This is a genomic window from Croceicoccus naphthovorans, from assembly GCF_001028705.1.
GTDB lineage: Bacteria > Pseudomonadota > Alphaproteobacteria > Sphingomonadales > Sphingomonadaceae > Croceicoccus > Croceicoccus naphthovorans.
Map to the genome: position 1 here is coordinate 439,501 of NZ_CP011770.1, position 20,040 is coordinate 459,540.

A 20,040-nucleotide genomic window follows, 5' to 3' on the forward strand; every position below is an offset into this window, starting at 1 on the left:
CGTCAAGCCGGTTACGCGTGCAACCTTTGTATCGCCAACGTGCGATCGAGCATCAGTCGTCCGAAGACGGATCCTCGTACCCGTCCAGTTCGTTCCCTTGCAGGTTCACGACATGCAGCAGGTTCGTCGCGCCCGGCGTTCCGAACGGCACGCCCGCCAGCACGACGATCCGGCCCCCGGCCTTGCCCATGCCATGGCGCAGGGTCATGCGCTTGCCCTTGCCGATCATCTCTTCGAAACTGCCGATGTCCTTCGTCCGCACGGCATGCACGCCCCACAGCAGGGCGAGCCGTCGTGCCGTCGTCGTCGACGGTGTGAGGACCAGCAGCGGCACGCTGGGCCGTTCGCGCGCGACACGCCGCGCGCTGCTACCCGATGCAGTGAACACCGTGATCGCCGCAATGCGCAGCGTGCTGGCGATGGAGGAGCAGGCGGCGGCCAATGCATCGGATGTCGTCGCGTCAGGCTCTACCCCGGTCAGGCGGATGCGCCGGACATAGCCGGGGTCTTTCTCAACCTGATTGGCGATGCGGTCCATGATCGTCACCGCTTCCTGCGGCCACTGGCCCGCGGCTGTTTCGGCGCTCAGCATGACCGCATCGGCCCCGTCGTAGACCGCGTTGGCGACGTCGGACACTTCGGCCCGTGTGGGTGCCGGGCTTTCGATCATCGATTCCAGCATCTGCGTCGCGACGACGACCGGCTTGCCCGCCGCGCGTGCCTGTTCGACGATACGTTTCTGCAGCGGCGGGACTTCTTCGGGGTTCAGTTCGACGCCCAGGTCCCCGCGCGCGACCATGATCCCGTCCGAAAGTTCAAGGATCGCGTCGAGGTGCCGGATCGCCATCGGCTTTTCGATCTTGGCCATCAGCGCGCCATATCCGCCCATCAACCGGCGCGCCTCTGCCACGTCCTCTGGCCGCTGCACGAACGACAGCGCGATCCAGTCGGCCTTGTGCTCAACCGCGAATGCCAGATCGCGGCGGTCTTTTTCGGTCAGTGCCGGAATCGGGATTTCCGCATCGGGCACGTTCACGCCCTTGCGGTCCGAGATGACGCCGCCGACTTCGGCGCTGCACAGGATTTCGTCTTCACCGGCGCGGATCACGCGAAGGCGGATCTTGCCGTCGTCGACCAGCAGGCGCTGGCCCTTTTCCAACAGGCCGAACAGTTCGGGGTGCGGCAATTGCACGCGGGTCTCGTCCCCAGGCTCGTCCCGCCGGTCCAGCGTGAAGTGGCGACCGTGCGGGATAACCGCCTTGCCGTCTTTGAACTTACCCACGCGCAGCTTCGGTCCCTGCAGGTCGCACAGGATGCCGATCGGGCGTCCGATCTTCGCCTCCAGCTTGCGGATTTCTGCGATGGTTTCGGCGTGCGCTTCATGCTCGCCGTGGCTCATGTTAACGCGGAACGCATCTGCGCCGGACTTTACGAGCCGCGCGATCATGTCGGGATCGCGGCTGGCGGGGCCAAGGGTGGCGAGAATCTTGATCTTGCGGTCGCGCGGATCGAACTTGGTCACAGTGGGCAGACGCCTGTGTTGAGGGAACACGATTGCGGGCCTATTGGCTTGTCGCAGCCAAGGCAACCGCATTGCCGCATTTGCAGACGGAGAATTAGCCCATGCCCGAAACAACTGTCGACGACCTGTCCGACGCAGTCGCCGCCGCCGCATTCCGCCGGTTGGTCAAGCACCTTCAACATCGCCACGATGCGCAGAACATCGACCTGATGGGCCTGTCGGGCTTTTGCCGGAACTGCCTTGCCGACTGGATCCGCGATGCCGGGTACGAAGGCGACAAGGCAGAGGCGCGCGCCGTGATCCACGGCATGCCGATGGACGAATGGAAAGACCGCTACCAGACCCCCGCCACGCCCGAGCAACTGGCGCGGATGGAAGCAAGCGTGGTTAAGAACCGCTGACGAAGCGGTTGGCCGGGCAGGGCGGGGCCGTCAGTGCCCCATCTGCGCCGGTTCGGTATCGGCGCTGCTCGGCTTCATGAACAGAAGGAACGGTACGGCCATCGCTGTCACCCACAGCATCGCGTAGAACACGTCGATATAGGAAATCATCGAAGCCTGACGCGTGATCTCTCCGTTCAGCATCGCCATCACGGTATCGCCCATGCCCTGGAACCGGTCTGCGGACGATAGGTCGATGAAACCGATCCCGTCCGATGCGGTGATCTGGGAGGCAAGGTCGGAATGGCTGATCTGGCTGTTGCGGGTGATCATGACCGTCACCGCCGAGATGCCCACCGACGAACCGATGGAGCGCGACAGGTTCAACAGGCTGGACCCGTCGGTCCGCAGGCGCGGGGCAAGCGTGGCGAAGGCAATCGTATTGAGCGGAAGAAAGACCAGCCCGATGCCCAACCCCTGCAAGACGCCCGATACCACGATGTGGAACGTATCTACCGCCAGCGACCAGTGCGCCATTTCCCATAGCGAGCCACAGACGATGGCAAAGCCGGTCGCAACGATCAGGCGGGCATCCACCCTCGACCGGACAAGGTAGCCAGCAAGCGGCATCATCAACATCACCCCGATCCCGCGCGGCATCAGGACCATGCCGGTGTCGATCACAGAATAGCCGAACAGGTGCTGTAGCATCGGCGGCAACAGGGCCATCGTCGCAAAGATGATCAGGCCCATGAGCAGCATGAAAAACAGGGCGATCACATAGTTGCGATCGGCGAATAGCGCTCTGGGAAAAAGCGGCCTTTCGCTGGTGGTGAGGTGGATGATCGCGATCCACACGGCAGAGGCCATAATGCCCGCATAAATCCAGATTTCCAGCGAATCGAACCAGTCGGCATGTTGACCGCGATCCAGCATCATCTGCATGGATGTCAGCCCGACGGCCACGGCGATGAATCCGAACATGTCGAACCGCCGCGTCTCTTTCGGTCGTTGAGGCAGGGTCATGTACATCAGCGCCAGCGCGATCAGGCCCAGCGGCAGGTTCACATAGAACACGAACCGCCAGTCCCAGTTTTCGGTCAGCCAGCCGCCGAGAACCGGGCCGATCACCGGCCCGATGATCACGCCCATGCCCCAGATCGACATCATTTGCGGGTGTTTGCTGGGCGGCGTGGAATCGAGCATGAAGCTCTGGCTGAGCGGTGCGATGAATGCGCCGCTGACGCCCTGCATGGCGCGGAAAATCACCATCTCGGCCAAGTTCTGCGACAATCCGCAGAGCATCGAGCTGATGATGAAGCCGACCACCGACGCCAGAAATAGCTCGCGCGCCCCGATCTTGTTGGCCAGCCACCCGGTTAGTGGCATCGCCACGGCAGCGGCGATGATATAGCTGGTCAGCACCCACGTGACCGATTCCGACGTGGCCCCCAGCGATGTCTGCATGTGGGGAATGGCGACGTTGGCGATCGTGGTGTCGAGCACCTGGATCAACGACGCCAGCATGACGCCTGCGATCAGCAGGTTCGGATTGTTGACGGGAACCGCCGCGACATCGCGCCGCTGCGGCCCGTTTCTGGCGACGGCTGTGGCCATAGGGTTACCGGCGACCGTCGGTATATACGGTGACGTCCACCGACAGCCCGGCGATCAGTGGGCGTGTGCTCTTCTGGTCGATGGCGATGCGAACCGGCACGCGCTGCGTCACTTTCACCCAGTTGCCGGTGGCGTTCTGCGCGGGCAGGACCGAGAATTCGGAGCCCGTTCCGGCACCGATCGACTTGACGTGGCCACGCAGGACAAGATCGGGATAGGCATCGAAGTGGATGTCGGCGGGCTGGCCCACGCGGATCTCGTCCAGTTCGGTTTCCTTGAAGTTCGCCTCTACATAGGCCGCGTTGTCGGCGACGATGGTCAGCACCGGCAGGCCGTTCATCACCTGCTGCCCGACCTGCAACCGATCCGCCTCTGCCACGCGGCCGCCCGACGGGGCGCGCACTTCGGTGCGGGTCAGGTTCAGCTGGGCTTCCTCGCGCTGGGCCTTGGCCGCGGCCACTTGCGGGTTCTGGCCGGGAACGGCGGGGCCGGTCGCCAGCTTGGCCCTTGCCTCCTGCTGCCGCGCCTGCGCCTGACGCAGGCTTTCGCGGGCCTGTTCGACCGCGTGCTGCGCGGCCTCGTAGTCGGCCTTGGTGGTGAACCCGCGTTTCCACAGCGCTTCCTGACGCGAGAGGGTCGACTGGGCGAAAGCGATGCTTTCGCGGGCCGCGCCGATGTCTACGCCCGAAAGGTCTGTCGAATTGCTGAGCGCGGTGACATTGGCCTGCGCAGTCGCAATCGCGGCGTCGGCCTCGGCCAGACGCAGGCGATAGGGTTCGGGATCGACGCGGAACAGCAAAGCGCCGGGCTCCACCGTCTCACCGTCATGCACCTGCACATCGACGATCCGCCCGCCGACGTCGGCGCTGATCGCGACCTTGTCCAGCTTCAGGTAGGCATTGTCGGTCGACACCTTGCCCTGCAGACTGGTCCAGTACCAGATCCCGCCCGCCAGCAGCAGCAGCGGAACCAACGCCATCAGGGCATGGCGTTTTAGCCGCGACTTGCGCGCGGGCGCTGCATCTTCCTGATCGTCGGCGACGATTTTCTGGTTCTCGATCATGATCTGACTCTGTCAGGCGAGCACTCCGCCGCCTTTGCAAGATTGGTGCGCATGGCCTTCGTGATGACGATGTAGTCGGATATCTGGCTGCTGGTAAAACCTTCCAGAATCTGCGCTTCCAACGCATCGGCCTTTGCCGCGATGGCCTTCATTTCTTCGTCCCCGCGCGGGGTGAGCTGAATCAAGCGGGCGCGGCGGTCCGCCGGATCGGGCACGCGTTCGACAAAGCCCGCTTCCTCCAACCGGTCGATCATGCGGCACACGGTAATCGCTTCGATGTCCAGATCGTCGGCGTACTGCGCCTGATTGCGGCCGGGATGCATCTGAATGCGCAGCAGCAGCCGGGCCTGCGGGCCGGTCACGCCGATAGCGCGCACACGTTGATCGAAGACGCGCCGGATCTGCCGGGCGAAATCGGTGACCACATATCCGAGTCGTTCTGCCATAAGCGCGTTATTAATAAGCACCCTTATTATATTCAACTCCTTTTTTGCAGTGCAGCTTATATTCAACTTCTTTTTTGCAGTGCAGCATCGGGGACATTGCAAAACCCCACCTTCACCTGCCAGCCACCGCCCGCTATCAGCGCGCCGACGCGATTCTTGCGGATCGTGCGGTGGCGGACCTTTGGGGACTGGCCCCATTCGAATCAGCCACCGTCTTCCGAGACCAAACTGGAGATATTGAAATGGCCGATGACGAAGCCATGGGCGGACAGGGCAACGTTGCCGCCGAAGAACTGCGCCTGTTGATCGAACGGGTCGAGCGGCTGGAAGAAGAGAAAAAGGGCATCGCCGACGACATCAAGGACGTCTTTGCAGAGGCCAAGGCCCGCGGTTACGATCCCAAGGCGATGCGCAAGATCGTGCGTATCCGCAAGCAGAAGAAAGAAGACTTCGAGCACGAGGAAGCCATCCTGGAAACCTATATGGCCGCGCTCGGCATGATCTGATCTGGCAGGGTTGGCGGGCGCGCGGATCAGCGCGCCTGCCACCCCGCTGCGCGGGCCGCGTCTTCGGCCCCCGCATCCAACGCAGGACCGTCGGCCATCGCCTGCGCCTGTTCCATCAGCGCGGCGCTGCCCGAACCGGCCTGTCTGTACTGGGCCTGTTGCGCGGGGTCGCTGGGGCCATCGGCTTCCAGCTTCCATCCGGTATTGTCGCGACAGGCGATGCCGCTGGCATCCGATCCCTGGAACACCCGGCAATAGCGGCCCTTTCGGTCCTTCAGCGAGAACAGCAGGCGCGGATCGGCATCGGCCAACTGGTCATAGCTCGACCCCTCCTCCAGCAAACCGGCCAGCTGGGGTTCGGCATAGCCGGGCGGCGTGCCCCCATCGCGCGGGGCCATCACGGCCAGCACCAGCACCGCCGCAATGGCGGGACCGGCGGCCCAGACCCAGCGCGGAATCCGGCGCGACGCCGCACGTTTCTCGCGCGCGGCCGCGATGCTGGCCACGCCTTCGCGGCCTTCCATCAGGCGCTCGCTCAACCGGTCGGGCACCGGCGCGTCAAGGATCGGCGCGAAGTGACCCGCCAGCGTCTGACGCAGCGCGTGATGCCGCGCGACTTCGGCAGCGAGTTCGGGATCTGCCTCTACCAGCGCGGCGATCTCGTCCTTGCGCACAGCTTCCAGCTCGCCATCGGCAAAGGCGGCGATTTCCTCGGGCGTCGGCCTCATCGTGCGTCCTCCAGCAAATCGAGCAGCGCATCGCGTCCGCGAACCAGCCGCGAATTCAGCGTGCCGACCGGGCAACCGACGATCGCCGCCGCCTCTTTGTGCGAATAGCCTTCGACCATCACCAACAACACCGCCTCGCGCTGTTCATCCGGCAGCCGGGCCAATGCGCGATCCACGTTCGACAGTTCGACGGTCGCTTCCTGCGCGCCATCGCTGCCCACCGCGAAACCGGCGTCTTCGGCCACGAACGTCTGCTGCCGCCGCTGACCGGCGCGCGCTTCGTCGATGCGTATGTTGCGCATGATCGTATACACCCAGCTGTCGAGCCGCGACCCGCCGCGCCACTTGTCGCGGTTGTCGAGCGCGCGCTCGATCGTCATCTGGCAAAGATCGTCCCCGTCCGCCGCGTTGCCCATCAATCCGGCCGCGAAACGACGCAGACGGGGAAGCAGGGCCAGCAGCCCGCTATCGAAGGATCGGCCCGAAGGCGGTCGAGTCAGTGTCTTTCTGCCTTGCCCGGATTAAACGGATGCGGCGGCGCGTTTAATCCGTGCTTCATCGAAAAACCATATTCAGCCGGATAGATGCGCAAAATTCTCCTGACCGTTCCCCTCGTCCTGATCTTGATCGCTAGTCCGGCGCTTGCGGGGCTGGGCGGGGTTTTGCCCGGTGTCGGGCAAACGCTGGACGGCAGCTTAGATGGCTTAGGGGGCGGCGGCGATTCACTGGGCGGGGTGCTGGATCCGGTTACCGGTACGCTTGATGACGTTCGCGATGGGCTCGACGACCTGACCGCGCGGACGCGGCGCACGGCGGAACGGCTGGTGCGCAATCGGACCGACCGGTTGCGCGATCTGGTGCGCGACAATTCCGCAGTGCTGGCATTCGACAACACCGGCCACCCGGCCCGGCGCGATGCCTTGCTGGCGCTGGACGTCGATGCAGCGGGGTTTGAGGCTTTGCGCAAGGCCGGGTTCGACCCAATCGGCACGGAGACGGTAGAGGGGCTCGACCTGACCATCACTCGCATAGCGGTGCCGGACGGCATGACATTGGCACAGGCGCAGGACCGTCTGGCTGAACAGGTGCCGGATATAAAGGTATCGTCCGATGCCCTGCACTTCACCGCAGGCGCTCCGGGTATGGCGACCGCTGTCGCGGTGGCGGCCGATCCAAAGGCATCCGTCCCGGTCGGCATGATCGACGGAGCGGTCGGCGGCGGGATCGGCATCGATGCGCAGCGCGGCTTTGCCGAGGGCGCGCCTATTGCAAGCGACCACGGCAGCGCGGTGGCGTCCTTGCTGAAATCGGCGGGGGTCGCGTCGGTTCGCGTCGCCGATGTCTATGGCACCGACCCGGGGGGCGGTAACGCGCTGGCCATTGCGCGCGGGCTGGGCTGGCTGGTCAAGGGCGGCAGCCGGGTGGTGACGATCAGCCTGGTAGGCCCGGAAAACCCGGTTCTGTCACGCGCCATCGCATCGGCCCAGCGGCAGGGCGTGGTGGTGGTCGCGGCGGTCGGCAACGACGGCCCCGCAGCGCCGCCCTCCTATCCCGCATCCTATAATGGCGTCGTCGCGGTTACGGCGGTTGACCGGCACGACCGCGCGTTGATCGAGGCGGGACGGGCGACGCATCTCGACTACGCCGCGCCAGGGGCGGACATTTACGGCACCGACAGGCGGGGCAAGCGGATGAGGCTGCGCGGGACGTCCTTCGCAACCCCATTGGCGGCTGCGCGGATCGCGAGTGTCTTGGCGAAGGGCGGCAGCTGGCGGGCAAAGCTGGACGAAGAGGCGCGTGACCTTGGTCCGAAAGGCAACGATGCGACCTATGGGCGCGGCCTGGTCTGCGACAAATGTGCAGGGAGACGCTAAAAATATGCGCGTATGTTCAATGGTATAGAGACTTTTTGACCCAGATTGCGGATTAAATCGCCGCGATGGGTCGTCTCCTTTCCCGAGCGGGCAAGAAGCCCGTTGAACGGATTGAAGAAAGGGATGACCCAATGAAAAAGCTTCTTGTTGCCGCCAGCACTCTCGCCCTCGTCGCGATGCCTGCCCATGCCCAGCTGCTGGGCGGCGGCGGGCTCGGCGGCCTAGGCGGTGGATTGGGCGGCACCATCGGCGGTGCGACCGGGTCGATCGGCGGCACGCTGGGCGGCGCGAGCTCGATCGGCGGTTCGATCAGCGGTGCGACCGACAGCGTTTCATCCACCACCACGGCCGCCGCCGACGGTGCGGTCGGCACCAATGGCAGCCAGTCGGTCGATACCGGATCGGGTGCGGTTTCGGCTGACCGAAGCGCGGATGCCAGCGGATCGCTCGATGCCTCGCAACTGGCCGAAGGCCCGCTCGGATCGGTCGGCGCGACGCTTTCGGGAAGCGCTTCCGGTTCGGGCAGCGCCAGCGCCCAGCTGATCGGCACCGACGCGGTGGGCCAGACCGTAGATGGCGTTGTCGGGGGCGTGGCCGGACAGGCCGAGGGCGCCGTGGGCCAAGTGACCGCAACCGCCGGATCGCTGCCCACCACGGCAGAGGCGACCGCCGCCGGAACGCTGATGGGCGCGACCGAAATTGCGGGTGCCGCGCAAGCCTCGGCCAACCTGATGCTGGCCGCAGCGGGCAGCGCCGCCGCCTCTGCCACCGGTGCCCTGTCGGTCAGCCCCGGCATGGACGTCCTGACTCACGAAGGCGACGTGCTGGGCCAAGTTGACCAAGTTATCGCCGACGATACCGGCATGGTCGAACAGGTCGTGCTCGACACGGCGGGCGGTCTGCAGACCCTGCCGGTCGACCAGATCACCGCCACCGCGGAAGGCACGCTGACGGCAGCCGGATCGGTTACGGCAGGGTGAAGCAGCCGCCAATCGCCTGACGACTTTGCAAGGGCCGGGCGGAAACGTCCGGCCTTTTTGCGCGTGCGGACAAGTAGATCGTCCGTGCGACGCTTCGCTAAACAATTCAGTATGTTAGTAAAATGGTGCCAGAAGAGGCATCGCATTCGGGCCATTTTCCATTGTATTCTCAAAGGTTTAGATAATTCGGCTTACCCGAAAAGCCCGCAAAAGGCCCGCAAATACCGTTTAATGCATTGGTTTGATGCCTTTTTGAGGACTCGAAACTCAAATTCGCTCTTTCTGCTAGGGCCTTCGATTCGACACCATACGGGGATCTCATGCGGTTCCAAGAATGCCCTTGGTTGCATCGAAAACGACCAATTTAAGGAAGACCTCGTCATCGAGATTTGAGCCGACCTGGCCGGTTTTATCCCGCAAATCCGGAAAATCGAAAAATGCGGGATAAACCGCTGCGCTTCAGAGCAATGAGGGACGCCAGCGAGGCAAAACTACAAGACAACTGAAGGAAACTGATGAGCCTGAGCTTCACCCGCCGCGAGTTCTACGACCTCGTCTGGTCGAAACCCATGATCCATCTCGCCAAGGAACTCGGTGTCTCCGATGTCGCGCTCCACAAGATCTGCCGAAAGCACGACATCCCCAACCCTCCGCTCGGCTGGTGGGCCAAGAAGGCTGCGGGAAAGGCCGTTGAGCAGATCCCCTTGCCTGAGGTTGAGAGCGACCGGCCCGACGCGATCTACATTCGGAATGCGCCTGCAGCAGACTGGAAAACACAGGCGATCGAGGTGGCCGAGGGAAAGGCCAAGTTTGCGCCGCAATCATCGACAGAAATACCGAAACGGGGCAGCGTTATTGTGCGAAATACGCTGGCTGCCTTGCGACGCGGAAAGGCGAATGAGCAGGGGCTGATCTGCATTCGCGCGGCCGGGCTGGTGCCATGCAGCATAGCGAAGCAATCGATAGGCCGCGTCGCTGAATTCCTGCCGAGACTTGAGATGGCGGCCGAGGTCCAGGGATTCACACTCATGGCGGACGATCAGCCCAGTCGCTTCTCGGACGGAACGCAGACGGTCCAATTCGAGATCACGGAGGGGTACACACGCGAGAAGCACGAACTTACCCGCAAAGAGAAAGCTGAACGGGCCGCCTGGGAGAAGCGGAGTGAGAGGCGTGGTTGGCGCTATGTGCATGGCGACCCTCCCCCCATATTCGCAGATTGGGACTACAATCCGACTGGTCGACTCTCGATCTCGTTTGAGCCCGTCTGGTACTATCGCCAGCCCACACCGCGCCGTTCCTTCAATGACGGCAAGCGCCAGCGCCTTGAAGACCTGGTGGACAGAATTGCGATCGGAATCGCGGTCGTTGCGGCTGCGAAGGCCGAGCGGAAGCGGAAAGATGATGAGCAGGCGAGGCTGTACGAAGAGCAGCGCCAACGCCGGGAGAGGGAAGCAAGACACAAGTACATCGAGGAGCGCCGGTCCGATGAACTCACCATACTTCTCGACACCCAGTCACGCCTCGAGAAACTGGAAACGCTGCTGGCGTTGGCGCACGATGAACCGGGAGACAAATTCGATAGCCGTGTCCACGAGTTCAGGCATTGGTTGCAGGGTCAGGTCAATCAAACCCGCGCCCTGCTGACACCAACTGGCCTTGAAGAACGCTTCTCCGAACTGAACCTGTTTGGCCATGATGATGATAGGGATTTCCGTCCGAGAAGCCTGTAGGTTCCGCCCTCCTATCTGCAGCGTTCCGTCAGCCAGCGGTCGATCTCCTGCTCTACCCAAGCGACGGAATGTCCGCCGAGCTTAATCGCCTTTGGGAACTTCCCCTCACGCATCCAGCGGTAGATTGTGGACCTACCCAGACCGGTGCGATGGATAACTTCCTTCAGCCGAATAACGCGCCCGACCTTCTGACCAGAGGTCAGATCGTCGTCGCCCTTGTCAAGGAATGGCATGGACAATTGCCTCGCGTCATTCGCCATATTCGCCTCCCTCAGGACGGGGAGCAACAAGGCCAAGGCGGACCAGTCGACGATGATAGGCTGCGATCGTTCGCTCACGCAGATCAGCGTCGGAATGGTATGTCAGTAGCGCATCCAGAGCGACCGTAATGAAGATGTTCTGACGCACCGGATCGGTACCAGGCGTTCGAATATCCGCCTCCATCTCGCGATGCCAGGCATCATGAATACAGTCGCCAACGACGATGCTGGAGCTAACCCCGCGCTCTCGCGCCTGGGCCTTGATCCACTCCTCAATCAGGGGAGTGACATAGGTCTGGATAGACCGGTTTCTCTTCATTTTTCCAAGTTCCTTCTTCTCAAAGAAACCTGGTTCGACCTGCGGAAGGCGAGGATCACAGTAATTCACTAGGGGCATGTAGGAAAACGAAAAATTCGCCAATGATTTCAGCGAACTATGCTCCGGTAAATTGTCTCCAATTTGCGAATCCAAATCGTGATTTGCGGTCAAATCGGTTGATGCACGCCCTGAAAATCGTCTGCAACACAATGATATTTAACAGGAAATTCCGGCAGCACCGCTGCGTACGGTGTGCTGTCAAGTCCCGATGCGCGCGGATGGCTCCAGTAGCTCCTGAGTTTCGTTCAATCGGCTGAATTGACGTCACTATTTCCGGAGCGTGAGCAAGACGGTATTTTGCAAGCGCGCAATACTCAGGCTGGAAATAAGGCTGGGATACCAACTGGCCTTGGTTGGGCAAAATTCGCTCATCTGGTTCGATCTATTAAAGCCCACACTGAATCTTGATTGGCGAGACATTCGCAAGGAAGGTAGTGACGGACATGTCCGGCTAGAGGATCGAAATGGACAAACCAAATCGCCGCTATGCTCGCACTAAAAGCTTCACATTCAAGTTCCCCATTGATCGAAACTCTAGGGCAGTTGTGGATGCCGAAGTGCGACGGGTGTCACAGTCCGTTGTTCCGCTTGTTGCGGAAGAAAAAGGTAGACCTTGCGTTGCTGGTAGCGCGGTCGCGATCCGCTTTCGCGGCGCAAGCTTTCTGGTAACCGCAGAGCATGTATTGGAACGCTTTGACGGTGCAGTTGGGTACTTCGCTTTCGACGGTTGGACGAGGCCATTGGCTGGCGAGTTTCATGTGTCTGAGCTCGATGACCTCGCGATAAAGTTACTACCTGACAAGGACGTTGAAAGCCTGCGCCATGTGAACTTTTTGGATGAAGACGATCTCGCTCAGCCAGAAGATCTCGGCGACATATTCTATGCCAGCATCGTGGGATATCCATCATCGGCTGCGAAACGGCACGACAGAATTTCGCTAGAGACACCGCTCGAAATAATGTCGCATTTTGGAGAAGTCGAGCCGAACGGAAGGCTCAGCATTGCATTCAATAAGAAGGAAGGAGGGTTGGGATCGGAAGGCCATACCATCCCGAAAGACCCCTTCGGAAAAAGCGGAGGAGCGATATTCTCGATGAGAAGTTCGGGGCGAGTTGTTCTCCCCGGACAGTCGGCGAAGCTCGCTGGAATTGCGCTTGAATGGCGCAAGCCAGAGAAGCGAATAGTCGGGGCAAACGTGCTGATTTTGAAAAAGCTTATGGTTGGGGCAATTGCTGGTTCGAGATGAATCAGGGGCCGCAATTGTCGAGGGTGATTGAAACTCGCCAAGAACCCCCGCATTACCCTGCCGATGAGTTTATCGCGAAAGATCAACGGGCAGGATGTCTCGGAGATTCGATACATCAAGCTAGGCAGAGGCGGAGCTTGGGCAGACGAATCCTTGGCCGAGGGTTACCTGTCTTTCGGGTACCATTCGATCCCCAATGAGGTTTGCCAAGCAGCTGACTGGGACAAGGTCAGATCGCTCCTATCCGACCGAAAATCGGAAGGAGCAATCACCGCTGGCGTGAACGAGGTTGCCGCGTTCTATGAGCAACCGGCTGACTGCTTATGGGTTACATTTGCACAGGGACATATGTGGTGGGGCTTCGCGGAACGCGAGGTGATTTGGCTCGGTGGTCACCCCGACGGTGGACCTTCGCGAATACGACCAATGATTGGCGGTTGGTCGAAATTGGATGCCAAAGGCGAGCCCTTGATCGTCTCACAACTCAGCTCGAAGCTTACCAAGGTGGCGAACTTCCGTGGAACGATCTGCACGGTAGAAGATGAGCCGTATCTATTGCGGAAGATTCAGGCGATCGATGAGCCGATAGTCGTCGAGGCGCGCGCACTGAATGATCAGATGGTTGCCGTTGCAGCGCGCATGATCAAGGCACTTCATTGGGCAGACTTCGAGACCTTGGTTGACCTGATTTTCGCTCGCTCGGGCTGGCAACGTATGAGCAAAGTCGGAACGGGATTGAGCGACGTTGATATCATTCTGGAACAACCGACAACAAACGAACAGGCTTTCGTCCAAGTGAAGTCGAAAGCCAATCAGGCGACGTTTGATGATTACCTAGAGCGTTTCGAAGCAAGCGGGTTTCAGAGGTTCTTTTTCGTCTGCCACTCCCCCTCGGGGTCGCTGAAAATCCCTGAGATGGACCACGTTCATTTTTTATCCGGGTCCAGCTTGGCACTTGCTGCAATAAAGTCTGGACTCTTCGAGTGGCTGGTTGATCGATCAAACTGAGGGTAACGTACAAGAACCCATGGCCTCGAATAGTTCCTAAAGGAACGAGCAAAGAGCGGACGAAAACTCCTTCAGACCACCTCGTTGGGAAATTCCGCGAACGCCTAATTCGAGGGCTCGGATCGTAACGTCCTCGACGTCGATGCGAGAAAACTCGGCAGCGTACCCGACGCCTTTCGCGGCAGCTTGCTCTTCCCAAGCAATACACGGATAGGCGAGAACCACGTCCTTGATCGAAGTGGCGCGGGAAAAAGCTAGCGCTTCATAAATGTCAGCATTCGAGACAGATAGGCGCCCCCGCTCGATGTGGCCTTTGTATTTAGCATCGATAATGATTTCCCGCGAACCTTCGTTGGATTCGATCAAGCCAACGATATCAGGATAGACATTCAATTCCGTTGAGTTGCTGCCCGCATACCGTTTGCCGAGTACACTGCCTGACTGAGCGGAAACATTCTTTCCGCCCAAACCAGAGCGAATTGAAATCGTCACAAGATGCTCCCAGACCTGCCATGTTTGCATGACAAATCCCGGTGCTAGTGCATTTCTGGGGTCATACGCACCGCCAAGTCCACGTAGTATATCAAGCGACAGATCGAAGGTTGGTTGCCAGCCACGCGTTCTGCTTGGAAGCCGCTGATCCTTTAAGCGGGAGGGTGTGGATTGACGGGGAAGGTGTTGTGCAACCCGTTCTAGTCGTGCGCGCGTCTCTGCATCTGGTACAACCGGTGCTAACTGAGCTGCGGCGGCGGCGATTACGGCATTGTAGGGATTACAGCGGGTAAATGAGGTTACCTGCTGGTCAAAGCCCTCTTCGCCCGGATTGACCAGGTCTTCGGGTTCGAAATCACCCTCAATTGAGAACTCTTTCTGATGCAGGCGGCGATAGGTGCGAAGGGGACGGCGCTGATTGCGCCAGTACATTTCCACAAGCGACCGGCCGATTAGTGTGGCTAGGTCAGAAGTAGCGTCCGAGGATGATTTGAGACCCTCCTGATCCAGTAGTCGGCCATGATGGGAAAGTGTGGCCAGAAGGAAAAAATCTTCGCGCCAGCCTGGGGCGCTGCCCAAAAACTTCGGAGCGACTTCCAATTCAAGCCCAGGCGCGAGCACAAGCAGACCCGCGAAATTCTGGAACTGGAAGCGTTCTGAATTCAGTGCAACCGGTGAGGACTCCAAGCCGAGCATGCCGCGCACGCGGCTTCCGGCATTTAGGAGCAGCTCGCGGGCTCTGGATATCGAGATGTCACTTGTCTTCGCGATCTCTTCCGCAAGCGCTGTCGGTTTGGCGTACTCAATGGCGGTATATCGCTGCCACGCTCGCATGGGGACTACTCCCCTGTTTCAGCAAGCGCTTTTAGGAGACCATAAAGCTGTTCGCGTGCGACTGTGGTGGGACCATTTATTTGTGCCCTGGGCGCATCACCGAAGGATGTTTCTTCAAGGCTATATGGATTCCCATCAATGCCCCGGTCGGCATTGAGTACGATGGCTGTCCCGCGTACGTCGCCGAAGAATGCCTCGTCGATATGGTTCTTTATTAGTCGCCAGCAGGTCGTGACATGGTCGAGCGCGTCGTCGGTTGAGCTCGGCGTGTCGCCTGTTTGCATGAGTACGCCATGACCGATCTGGAATTCGGGACCTCGGCCTAGAGCAATTCTTCGGTTGACCGCTTCAAACGCTCGAACCGTGGCTTCAAAAACGTCTTTGTTCGAAGCTGGAGTGACAGGTAGCTCGTCCGAACTACTGGCAGACAGGCCAAAGTATTCTCGTAGAACTTTTGTAGAAGGTTCGAGATTGAATGGTGCCCATCGCCGCAAAAATGCAACGTCGAGTGGCTCGACTGAAACGTCGGCCTGATTCATAGCAGCGAGAATGTAGAGCCGGGACGGAAATGCATACTCGACCAATTCACCGTCGGCAGGGTTGAGCAAGTCAAAGAATTGGGTGGTGCTCGTGCGACTTCCGTCTCCGCCGAGCCGCTTGTCGGCTTCCATAGCGACAATCGCACCGCCAAAGACCTGCACGGTTGGACCGCGATTAATCTCGTCAATAATGAGAAGAGCCGCATTATCTGGCTGCTTCGCATATTCGCTAGCGCGATATAAAATGCCTTCGGTGATGCGAAACGTGCCGGGTGCCTTACCCTCTCTCAAATCCGGCATGACGCCTGTCAGGAAATCGCGGTATTTGCTCGATTGATGGAGGACGCTTTGGAAGACCCTCCTGTTGGTCGCCTTTCCAATATCGCCTGGCAGGCTCGAAGTGGGTGCAGGCGGGATAGGCACGTTACTCTCGGGCTTATAGCGCGGCGTGCTGCCGCTTCCCTTGTTCTCGAACAGATGGGCAATCTCTGTGAGGAGCATGGACTTCCCCGTGCCGGGTGGCCCGGAAAGCAAGACATTACGCCTTTCTTCCAACAGTTTTAGTATTTCGTTGGCGTCAGACATGAGGGTAACGCTCCTTTGACTTCAAATCGAGGAACGCTGCCTTTGTCCCTTCACTTAACCAGTCGGCGGCAAATTTCTTTATCGTGGGGTCCCAATTATCCACCTTCAGACTTGTCTCCGTCGTGAAGTGGAGGCGGATTGTACCGTCCTGTTGTTGAAACATCATAAAGACGGACTTTCCGCCCTTGGGGTCGTTCTGGATAAGTCCGTCGAGGCCGAAACTGGAAATCCTGGCAATCCTGCACTCATTAGGCCGCGCATTCGTTGATGGCCAGATTTCCATAGTTGCACTCACTTCCTTGCCGCCCTCATTCCAGACGACTTTGTCGGTGAGCACCTCAATCTCTGAAGAAACACCTTTCGACTTACGTCGCTGAATCCTCCGACCCGAAAACATCTTCTTAAAAAACGGCAGAAACTCGGTCTCCGGACGGAACCGAAGATCGCGAGCTCCACCACCTGTATCGGAAATGTTGGATTGGGCTACGAATTTTAGCCGGTCGCCGTCTTCGATATTTTGGAAGAGAACGCGAACAACATTGAGGCCGTCATCAGCCATATGCGGCCTCCCTCACTTCGCTAATGGTTCCCGCAAATTCCGAGCTCAGGTATGCGATAGCTCCAAGCTGCATGGCGGCAGAAACGCGCTCCGCATTCTCGGACTGCCTTCTCTTGCGACGCGCCCAAGTGCTGAGAAGAAGGTCGGAAGTCACGGTTGACCGTTCCTCTCCCGGCAAACTGGGCTGGCCGCGATCAAGCAACGGAAAATCCCTTAGCATCAACCGAAGATCGGCTTCGGTGCAGCCATAGGCGGTCGCAACCAATACGTCGGCTTCGGCCCTCAACTCTGTGATCTGCCAGCATACGTCAAAAGAAACGCGGCCACGTTTGTCCAGTTCGGCAAGTTTACGGGAAATTTCCACCAGTCTGCGTCCAGGGAGGCTGTCAGGTTCGATGTCAGGTAGCCAGACTGATAACAACACGAAGTAATTTACGGTCGTTGTGACGACGCGACGGAGAAGCCAGTCAAAGGGCAGAGAGTTGACAATCGACAGCCACAGAAGCGCTCTCTCTTGGGTGGGGTCGTTCGGGAATGTGACCGTTGGCACCTTATTGCCGCAGACGACGCCATCGGGAATCATGGCAGCCATCATCGAACGTTCGTTGGTCTGACCAGTAATATCGCAAAAACCTACCCGAGGCATCTTTGACCTTTTCAGAGCCTCTGCGGATAGAGTGCGAAGTGGCATCCAGAATTGGGGGCGGATCGCGCTCGTGCCCGGAGCAAGATTGCGCCAGACTGCACTACGGCCCTCACCTGAAACATATGATTTGCAGCCTAACCTGTGGGGCTGGACCATTCGCCCCTCGATAAGAGGGAGGCATTTCGGTTCTGGAGTGCTCCGGAAATGGGGACGTCCGTGGGTCATATCCACTTCGCGGCAAAAATCAGTTTGCCATGGTGAGTTTTCATATTCCGGGGAGACGCCGTTGGCCTGCATTTTTTTGAACAGCTTCCATTCGGCTGTCGTACGTACTTCGGGCAATGTGAGGTCAGGACGTAGCTTTTGGAGTTCGTCAACGTTCAGCTTTACTTGCTTCGCGACGTTGACACGCTCGTCATCTGAGGTGGCATGAGAAATGCCAATCGCCTTGCTTCCCTTATCGGTCTTTGACGATTTCACATAGTCTACGAGAAGGAATTTGAACCGCGTATCGATCGCGAAGTGTCGCGCTCGATTCTCCATTACTGTGAAGGCAAGCTCCTTTGTTGAAGAGATCAGCTCTTGCCTTAGATACTTGGTATTCAAAGACCGGATCAAGCCAGCTGGAACAAGTAAAGCACCGCTTCCATCCGGACGAGTCAGTTGGAGCAATAGCTCGGCAAAGGCCACGTAGAGGTCGGGCTCGCCGTGCGCCAATGCGGGGAATTTCTCGACCAAGCGCGCAGCCGTCGCGGCTTTCTCCATTTTCGCATCTTCATAGCCGCGCAGAGTGTCCATCTTGTAGCTTGAGCCATAAGTGCGGCTCTCGCCGCTTGCCTTGATGTACTCATGCCGGGAAAGTTTGACCTTCTCCCAAGGTGGGTTAGCTACCACGAGATCGAAGCCTTCGGGAGCGAGCGCTTTCCATTCCTTTGTAGGGGCGAGCAAACTGTCCTGAACGCGCCATTTTGCACGCATCTGGGAGAGGGCGTCGAGATCGTCGGTCAGAACGGCAAGCGACAGCAGTGTTCCACGGAGTGCGAGTGGCGACAGATCGGCGGCGAAAACGCAATTTCGCAGCCATTCATTGGCGAGGATCCTATCGGAGCCACAGGCAGTCAAAGAAACCGCAGCAAGAAGAATTCCGGCACCGCAAGCTGGATCAACTACCCTCATGTCGGGCACGAGACGATCCTCGACGCTGCGGGCAAGATGAAGAGCAAGCCGGAAATCAGTATGGTATGCGCCGCTGCTTCTGCGATCAGACTCATCGAGCGCCTCCCTTGCCAAGGCGCTAAGGGCGAGAGCTGGATGAATGCCAGACTCATCAATCGACTGAGCAATAGCTCGCGCGTCGGCTACGAGACGAGCGGCGGATTTTCGGGTGCGTACACCGAAACGGCTATGATACTCCGCGAGATCAAAGCCACCAAAGCGGGAGGCCGCAGCTTCCAATAATTGGAAACGCAGCTCGACACGGTTTGAGCGAGATTTTCCAATTGCTCGTTCGATAACGGTGTCCGTCTTGGCAAGGCGTTTCGCCTCGACGGTGTTTGACGGCCTCATGCTGCCTCCTTGCTTTCGACAGCCGGTTTTTCGATGGAGAAAAGCACCTCGCCAACTTCCGATCCCGCTGCGCTTGCGGCACGGTTGGGCCTATATCGACCTATCGCATCAAGATGATGCATTACCACTTCCCCCAAGCCTTGAAATGCTTCGTTCAAAATGGACAAGGGCACGTGCCCCTCAGTGCTGTAAGACAAGAAAATCCGCCGAGCTGGAATCTCCGCAACCAAGCGCTCAAGGGCGTTAGCCGCCCGAACTTTGTAGCAATAATCCGACGCGATGTGTTGCCAGGGACGTATGCCGCATACGCCTTCAACAGTAGGCTCGTCACCAAGGGCAATGGTTTCAAGAATGTGATAATAGGCCGCGTACTGACGCTTCGTGTACGGCGGATCGAGGTAAACTGTGTCTTCTTCCGAGCACTTCACATCCAGCACGTCGCAATGCGACATCTTCGCTTTGGGAAGGTTATCGGGAATTTGCCTGGGCACGAGGGAAACGACTTCAAGGGACTGCCTTTGCCACTTTGAAAGAAAGCAACCGTAAGTCCCTGCGGTGTTAGCGACCCGGTTCGCGGCTAAAAGCAAGTCCGCGAGAAGGATTTTTTCTTCAACGTCAGTTACTAAGTTGCTTCCGGCCATCTCGGCGATGAGGTGTCGAACCCCATCAATTTTCTGCGCGTTCTGCTCAGTGAAGTACATCCGTTCAATGCTGCAACGGGCTGAAGAGGCGGGGCTATATTCCTTCCAGATAAATCCGCGGCGAGGCTCGGCGGCGTTCAGGCTCTCGATTGCGCCATGATATCCGCCAACATTCGCAAACGCTGCTTGCGCAGACGAAATGACTCGCGCGTAAGACATGATTGCAGAACTGAAGAGATGGTCATTGACATGAACCGGCCACCCGGCTCGAGAAGCAGCATCGGCAACCGCGCCCGTCCCACTGAATGCATCAATAAGCATGCCCCCATCGGGAGACCCGATATTTTCAATAATCGCTTCAACCACTCGCGCTTTTGAACCGATGTACCGAAAAGACATTCTGGCGATGCTCCAATTATTCATATTTTCGAGCGA

At 59.2% G+C, this 20,040-nt stretch carries 20 protein-coding genes; 7 read left to right on the forward strand and 13 right to left on the reverse strand.

What is annotated here, in order from left to right:
* Positions 1-52 precede the first annotated feature (52 nt).
* Positions 53-1,522, reverse strand: a complete 1,470-nt coding sequence (gene pyk / locus AB433_RS02220; protein WP_245626559.1) for a pyruvate kinase — start codon at positions 1,520-1,522, stop codon at positions 53-55.
* 101 nt (positions 1,523-1,623) lie between these two features.
* Between pyk and AB433_RS02225 the strand changes: the two genes are divergently transcribed.
* Positions 1,624-1,923, forward strand: coding sequence for a DUF1244 domain-containing protein (locus AB433_RS02225; RefSeq protein ID WP_047819744.1), 300 nt, complete (start codon positions 1,624-1,626; stop codon positions 1,921-1,923).
* Between the two features lie 30 nt (positions 1,924-1,953).
* Here AB433_RS02225 and AB433_RS02230 read toward each other — a convergent pair whose 3' ends face one another.
* From AB433_RS02230 to AB433_RS02240, 3 genes are read right to left on the reverse strand one after another with little or no spacing between them, the layout of a single operon-like run.
* Entirely contained in the window at positions 1,954-3,519 is a 1,566-nt protein-coding gene (locus AB433_RS02230) for a DHA2 family efflux MFS transporter permease subunit (RefSeq protein WP_047819745.1), read from the reverse strand.
* Positions 3,520-3,523: 4 nt separating this feature from the next.
* Positions 3,524-4,582 (reverse strand): HlyD family secretion protein, encoded by a 1,059-nt coding sequence (locus AB433_RS02235; RefSeq protein ID WP_047819746.1) that lies wholly within the window; start codon positions 4,580-4,582, stop codon positions 3,524-3,526.
* Positions 4,579-5,028, reverse strand: coding sequence for a MarR family winged helix-turn-helix transcriptional regulator (locus AB433_RS02240; protein WP_047819747.1), 450 nt, complete (start codon positions 5,026-5,028; stop codon positions 4,579-4,581). Before AB433_RS02240 ends, AB433_RS02235 begins: the two co-directional genes overlap by 4 nt.
* A gap of 242 nt (positions 5,029-5,270) precedes the next feature.
* On the opposite strand from AB433_RS02240, the gene AB433_RS02245 reads away from it, so the two are divergent.
* Positions 5,271-5,534, forward strand: a complete 264-nt coding sequence (locus tag AB433_RS02245) for a DUF2312 domain-containing protein (RefSeq protein ID WP_047823117.1) — start codon at positions 5,271-5,273, stop codon at positions 5,532-5,534.
* Between the two features lie 26 nt (positions 5,535-5,560).
* On the opposite strand, the gene AB433_RS02250 is transcribed toward AB433_RS02245, so the two are convergent.
* Both AB433_RS02250 and AB433_RS02255 read right to left on the reverse strand, forming a co-directional pair.
* Complete coding sequence (locus AB433_RS02250; RefSeq protein ID WP_047819748.1) at positions 5,561-6,262, reverse strand: anti-sigma factor family protein; 702 nt, start codon at positions 6,260-6,262, stop codon at positions 5,561-5,563.
* Positions 6,259-6,762: an RNA polymerase sigma factor gene (locus tag AB433_RS02255; protein ID WP_047819749.1), complete on the reverse strand. Its 504-nt coding sequence runs from the start codon at positions 6,760-6,762 to the stop codon at positions 6,259-6,261. Before AB433_RS02255 ends, AB433_RS02250 begins: the two co-directional genes overlap by 4 nt.
* Positions 6,763-6,846: 84 nt before the next feature.
* On the opposite strand from AB433_RS02255, the gene AB433_RS02260 reads away from it, so the two are divergent.
* The 3 genes from AB433_RS02260 to AB433_RS02270 all read left to right on the forward strand — a co-directional run bounded on the left by AB433_RS02260 (position 6,847) and on the right by AB433_RS02270 (position 10,849).
* The gene (locus tag AB433_RS02260) at positions 6,847-8,136 is read left to right on the forward strand and encodes a S8 family serine peptidase (RefSeq protein WP_047819750.1); all 1,290 of its coding nucleotides are present in this window, start codon (positions 6,847-6,849) and stop codon (positions 8,134-8,136) included.
* Positions 8,137-8,267: 131 nt separating this feature from the next.
* Positions 8,268-9,116 carry a hypothetical protein gene (locus AB433_RS02265; protein ID WP_053058938.1) on the forward strand — a complete coding sequence of 283 codons (849 nt, stop codon included), beginning with the start codon at positions 8,268-8,270 and terminating at the stop codon, positions 9,114-9,116.
* Between the two features lie 515 nt (positions 9,117-9,631).
* Complete coding sequence (locus tag AB433_RS02270) at positions 9,632-10,849, forward strand: hypothetical protein (RefSeq protein WP_047819751.1); 1,218 nt, start codon at positions 9,632-9,634, stop codon at positions 10,847-10,849.
* Positions 10,850-10,860: 11 nt separating this feature from the next.
* Here the strand turns inward: AB433_RS02270 and AB433_RS02275 are convergent, their stop codons facing one another.
* Both AB433_RS02275 and AB433_RS02280 read right to left on the reverse strand, forming a co-directional pair.
* A complete protein-coding gene (locus AB433_RS02275; RefSeq protein WP_047823121.1) occupies positions 10,861-11,082 on the reverse strand; it encodes an AlpA family transcriptional regulator in 222 nt (73 codons plus the stop codon).
* 16 nt (positions 11,083-11,098) lie between these two features.
* Entirely contained in the window at positions 11,099-11,428 is a 330-nt protein-coding gene (locus tag AB433_RS02280; protein WP_047823123.1) for a hypothetical protein, read from the reverse strand.
* A gap of 524 nt (positions 11,429-11,952) precedes the next feature.
* Here AB433_RS02280 and AB433_RS02285 point away from each other — a divergent pair.
* Positions 11,953-12,735, forward strand: coding sequence for a hypothetical protein (locus AB433_RS02285; protein WP_156170648.1), 783 nt, complete (start codon positions 11,953-11,955; stop codon positions 12,733-12,735).
* Positions 12,736-12,762: 27 nt separating this feature from the next.
* Positions 12,763-13,743 (forward strand): restriction endonuclease, encoded by a 981-nt coding sequence (locus AB433_RS02290; RefSeq protein ID WP_156170649.1) that lies wholly within the window; start codon positions 12,763-12,765, stop codon positions 13,741-13,743.
* A gap of 36 nt (positions 13,744-13,779) precedes the next feature.
* Here AB433_RS02290 and AB433_RS19800 read toward each other — a convergent pair whose 3' ends face one another.
* Genes AB433_RS19800 through AB433_RS02315 form a run of 5 tightly spaced genes read right to left on the reverse strand, consistent with a single transcriptional unit; the run spans position 13,780 to position 20,028 of the window.
* Positions 13,780-15,069: a 5-methylcytosine restriction system specificity protein McrC gene (locus AB433_RS19800; RefSeq protein WP_047819753.1), complete on the reverse strand. Its 1,290-nt coding sequence runs from the start codon at positions 15,067-15,069 to the stop codon at positions 13,780-13,782.
* 5 nt (positions 15,070-15,074) lie between these two features.
* Entirely contained in the window at positions 15,075-16,193 is a 1,119-nt protein-coding gene (locus AB433_RS02300; RefSeq protein ID WP_047819754.1) for an AAA family ATPase, read from the reverse strand.
* A complete protein-coding gene (locus tag AB433_RS19295) occupies positions 16,186-16,752 on the reverse strand; it encodes a hypothetical protein (protein WP_053058941.1) in 567 nt (188 codons plus the stop codon). The genes AB433_RS02300 and AB433_RS19295 overlap by 8 nt, the downstream gene beginning before the upstream one ends.
* Positions 16,745-18,964 (reverse strand): Eco57I restriction-modification methylase domain-containing protein, encoded by a 2,220-nt coding sequence (locus tag AB433_RS02310; protein ID WP_047819755.1) that lies wholly within the window; start codon positions 18,962-18,964, stop codon positions 16,745-16,747. The genes AB433_RS19295 and AB433_RS02310 overlap by 8 nt, the downstream gene beginning before the upstream one ends.
* Positions 18,961-20,028 carry a DNA adenine methylase gene (locus tag AB433_RS02315; protein WP_218916911.1) on the reverse strand — a complete coding sequence of 356 codons (1,068 nt, stop codon included), beginning with the start codon at positions 20,026-20,028 and terminating at the stop codon, positions 18,961-18,963. Before AB433_RS02315 ends, AB433_RS02310 begins: the two co-directional genes overlap by 4 nt.
* Positions 20,029-20,040: the final 12 nt, after the last annotated feature.

Coding starts and splice junctions, on each gene's coding strand:
- AB433_RS02240 (WP_047819747.1), bottom strand. CDS start 5,028: ATGGCAGAACGACTCGGATATGTGGTCACCGATTTCGCCCGGCAGATC.
- AB433_RS02275 (WP_047823121.1), bottom strand. CDS start 11,082: ATGCCATTCCTTGACAAGGGCGACGACGATCTGACCTCTGGTCAGAAG.
- AB433_RS19800 (WP_047819753.1), bottom strand. CDS start 15,069: ATGCGAGCGTGGCAGCGATATACCGCCATTGAGTACGCCAAACCGACA.
- AB433_RS02300 (WP_047819754.1), bottom strand. CDS start 16,193: ATGTCTGACGCCAACGAAATACTAAAACTGTTGGAAGAAAGGCGTAAT.
- AB433_RS02230 (WP_047819745.1), bottom strand. CDS start 3,519: ATGGCCACAGCCGTCGCCAGAAACGGGCCGCAGCGGCGCGATGTCGCG.
- AB433_RS02310 (WP_047819755.1), bottom strand. CDS start 18,964: ATGAGGCCGTCAAACACCGTCGAGGCGAAACGCCTTGCCAAGACGGAC.
- AB433_RS02225 (WP_047819744.1), top strand. CDS start 1,624: ATGCCCGAAACAACTGTCGACGACCTGTCCGACGCAGTCGCCGCCGCC.
- AB433_RS19295 (WP_053058941.1), bottom strand. CDS start 16,752: ATGGCTGATGACGGCCTCAATGTTGTTCGCGTTCTCTTCCAAAATATC.
- AB433_RS02285 (WP_156170648.1), top strand. CDS start 11,953: ATGGACAAACCAAATCGCCGCTATGCTCGCACTAAAAGCTTCACATTC.
- AB433_RS02245 (WP_047823117.1), top strand. CDS start 5,271: ATGGCCGATGACGAAGCCATGGGCGGACAGGGCAACGTTGCCGCCGAA.
- AB433_RS02235 (WP_047819746.1), bottom strand. CDS start 4,582: ATGATCGAGAACCAGAAAATCGTCGCCGACGATCAGGAAGATGCAGCG.
- AB433_RS02260 (WP_047819750.1), top strand. CDS start 6,847: ATGCGCAAAATTCTCCTGACCGTTCCCCTCGTCCTGATCTTGATCGCT.
- AB433_RS02265 (WP_053058938.1), top strand. CDS start 8,268: ATGAAAAAGCTTCTTGTTGCCGCCAGCACTCTCGCCCTCGTCGCGATG.
- AB433_RS02270 (WP_047819751.1), top strand. CDS start 9,632: ATGAGCCTGAGCTTCACCCGCCGCGAGTTCTACGACCTCGTCTGGTCG.
- AB433_RS02280 (WP_047823123.1), bottom strand. CDS start 11,428: ATGAAGAGAAACCGGTCTATCCAGACCTATGTCACTCCCCTGATTGAG.
- AB433_RS02250 (WP_047819748.1), bottom strand. CDS start 6,262: ATGAGGCCGACGCCCGAGGAAATCGCCGCCTTTGCCGATGGCGAGCTG.
- AB433_RS02315 (WP_218916911.1), bottom strand. CDS start 20,028: ATGAATAATTGGAGCATCGCCAGAATGTCTTTTCGGTACATCGGTTCA.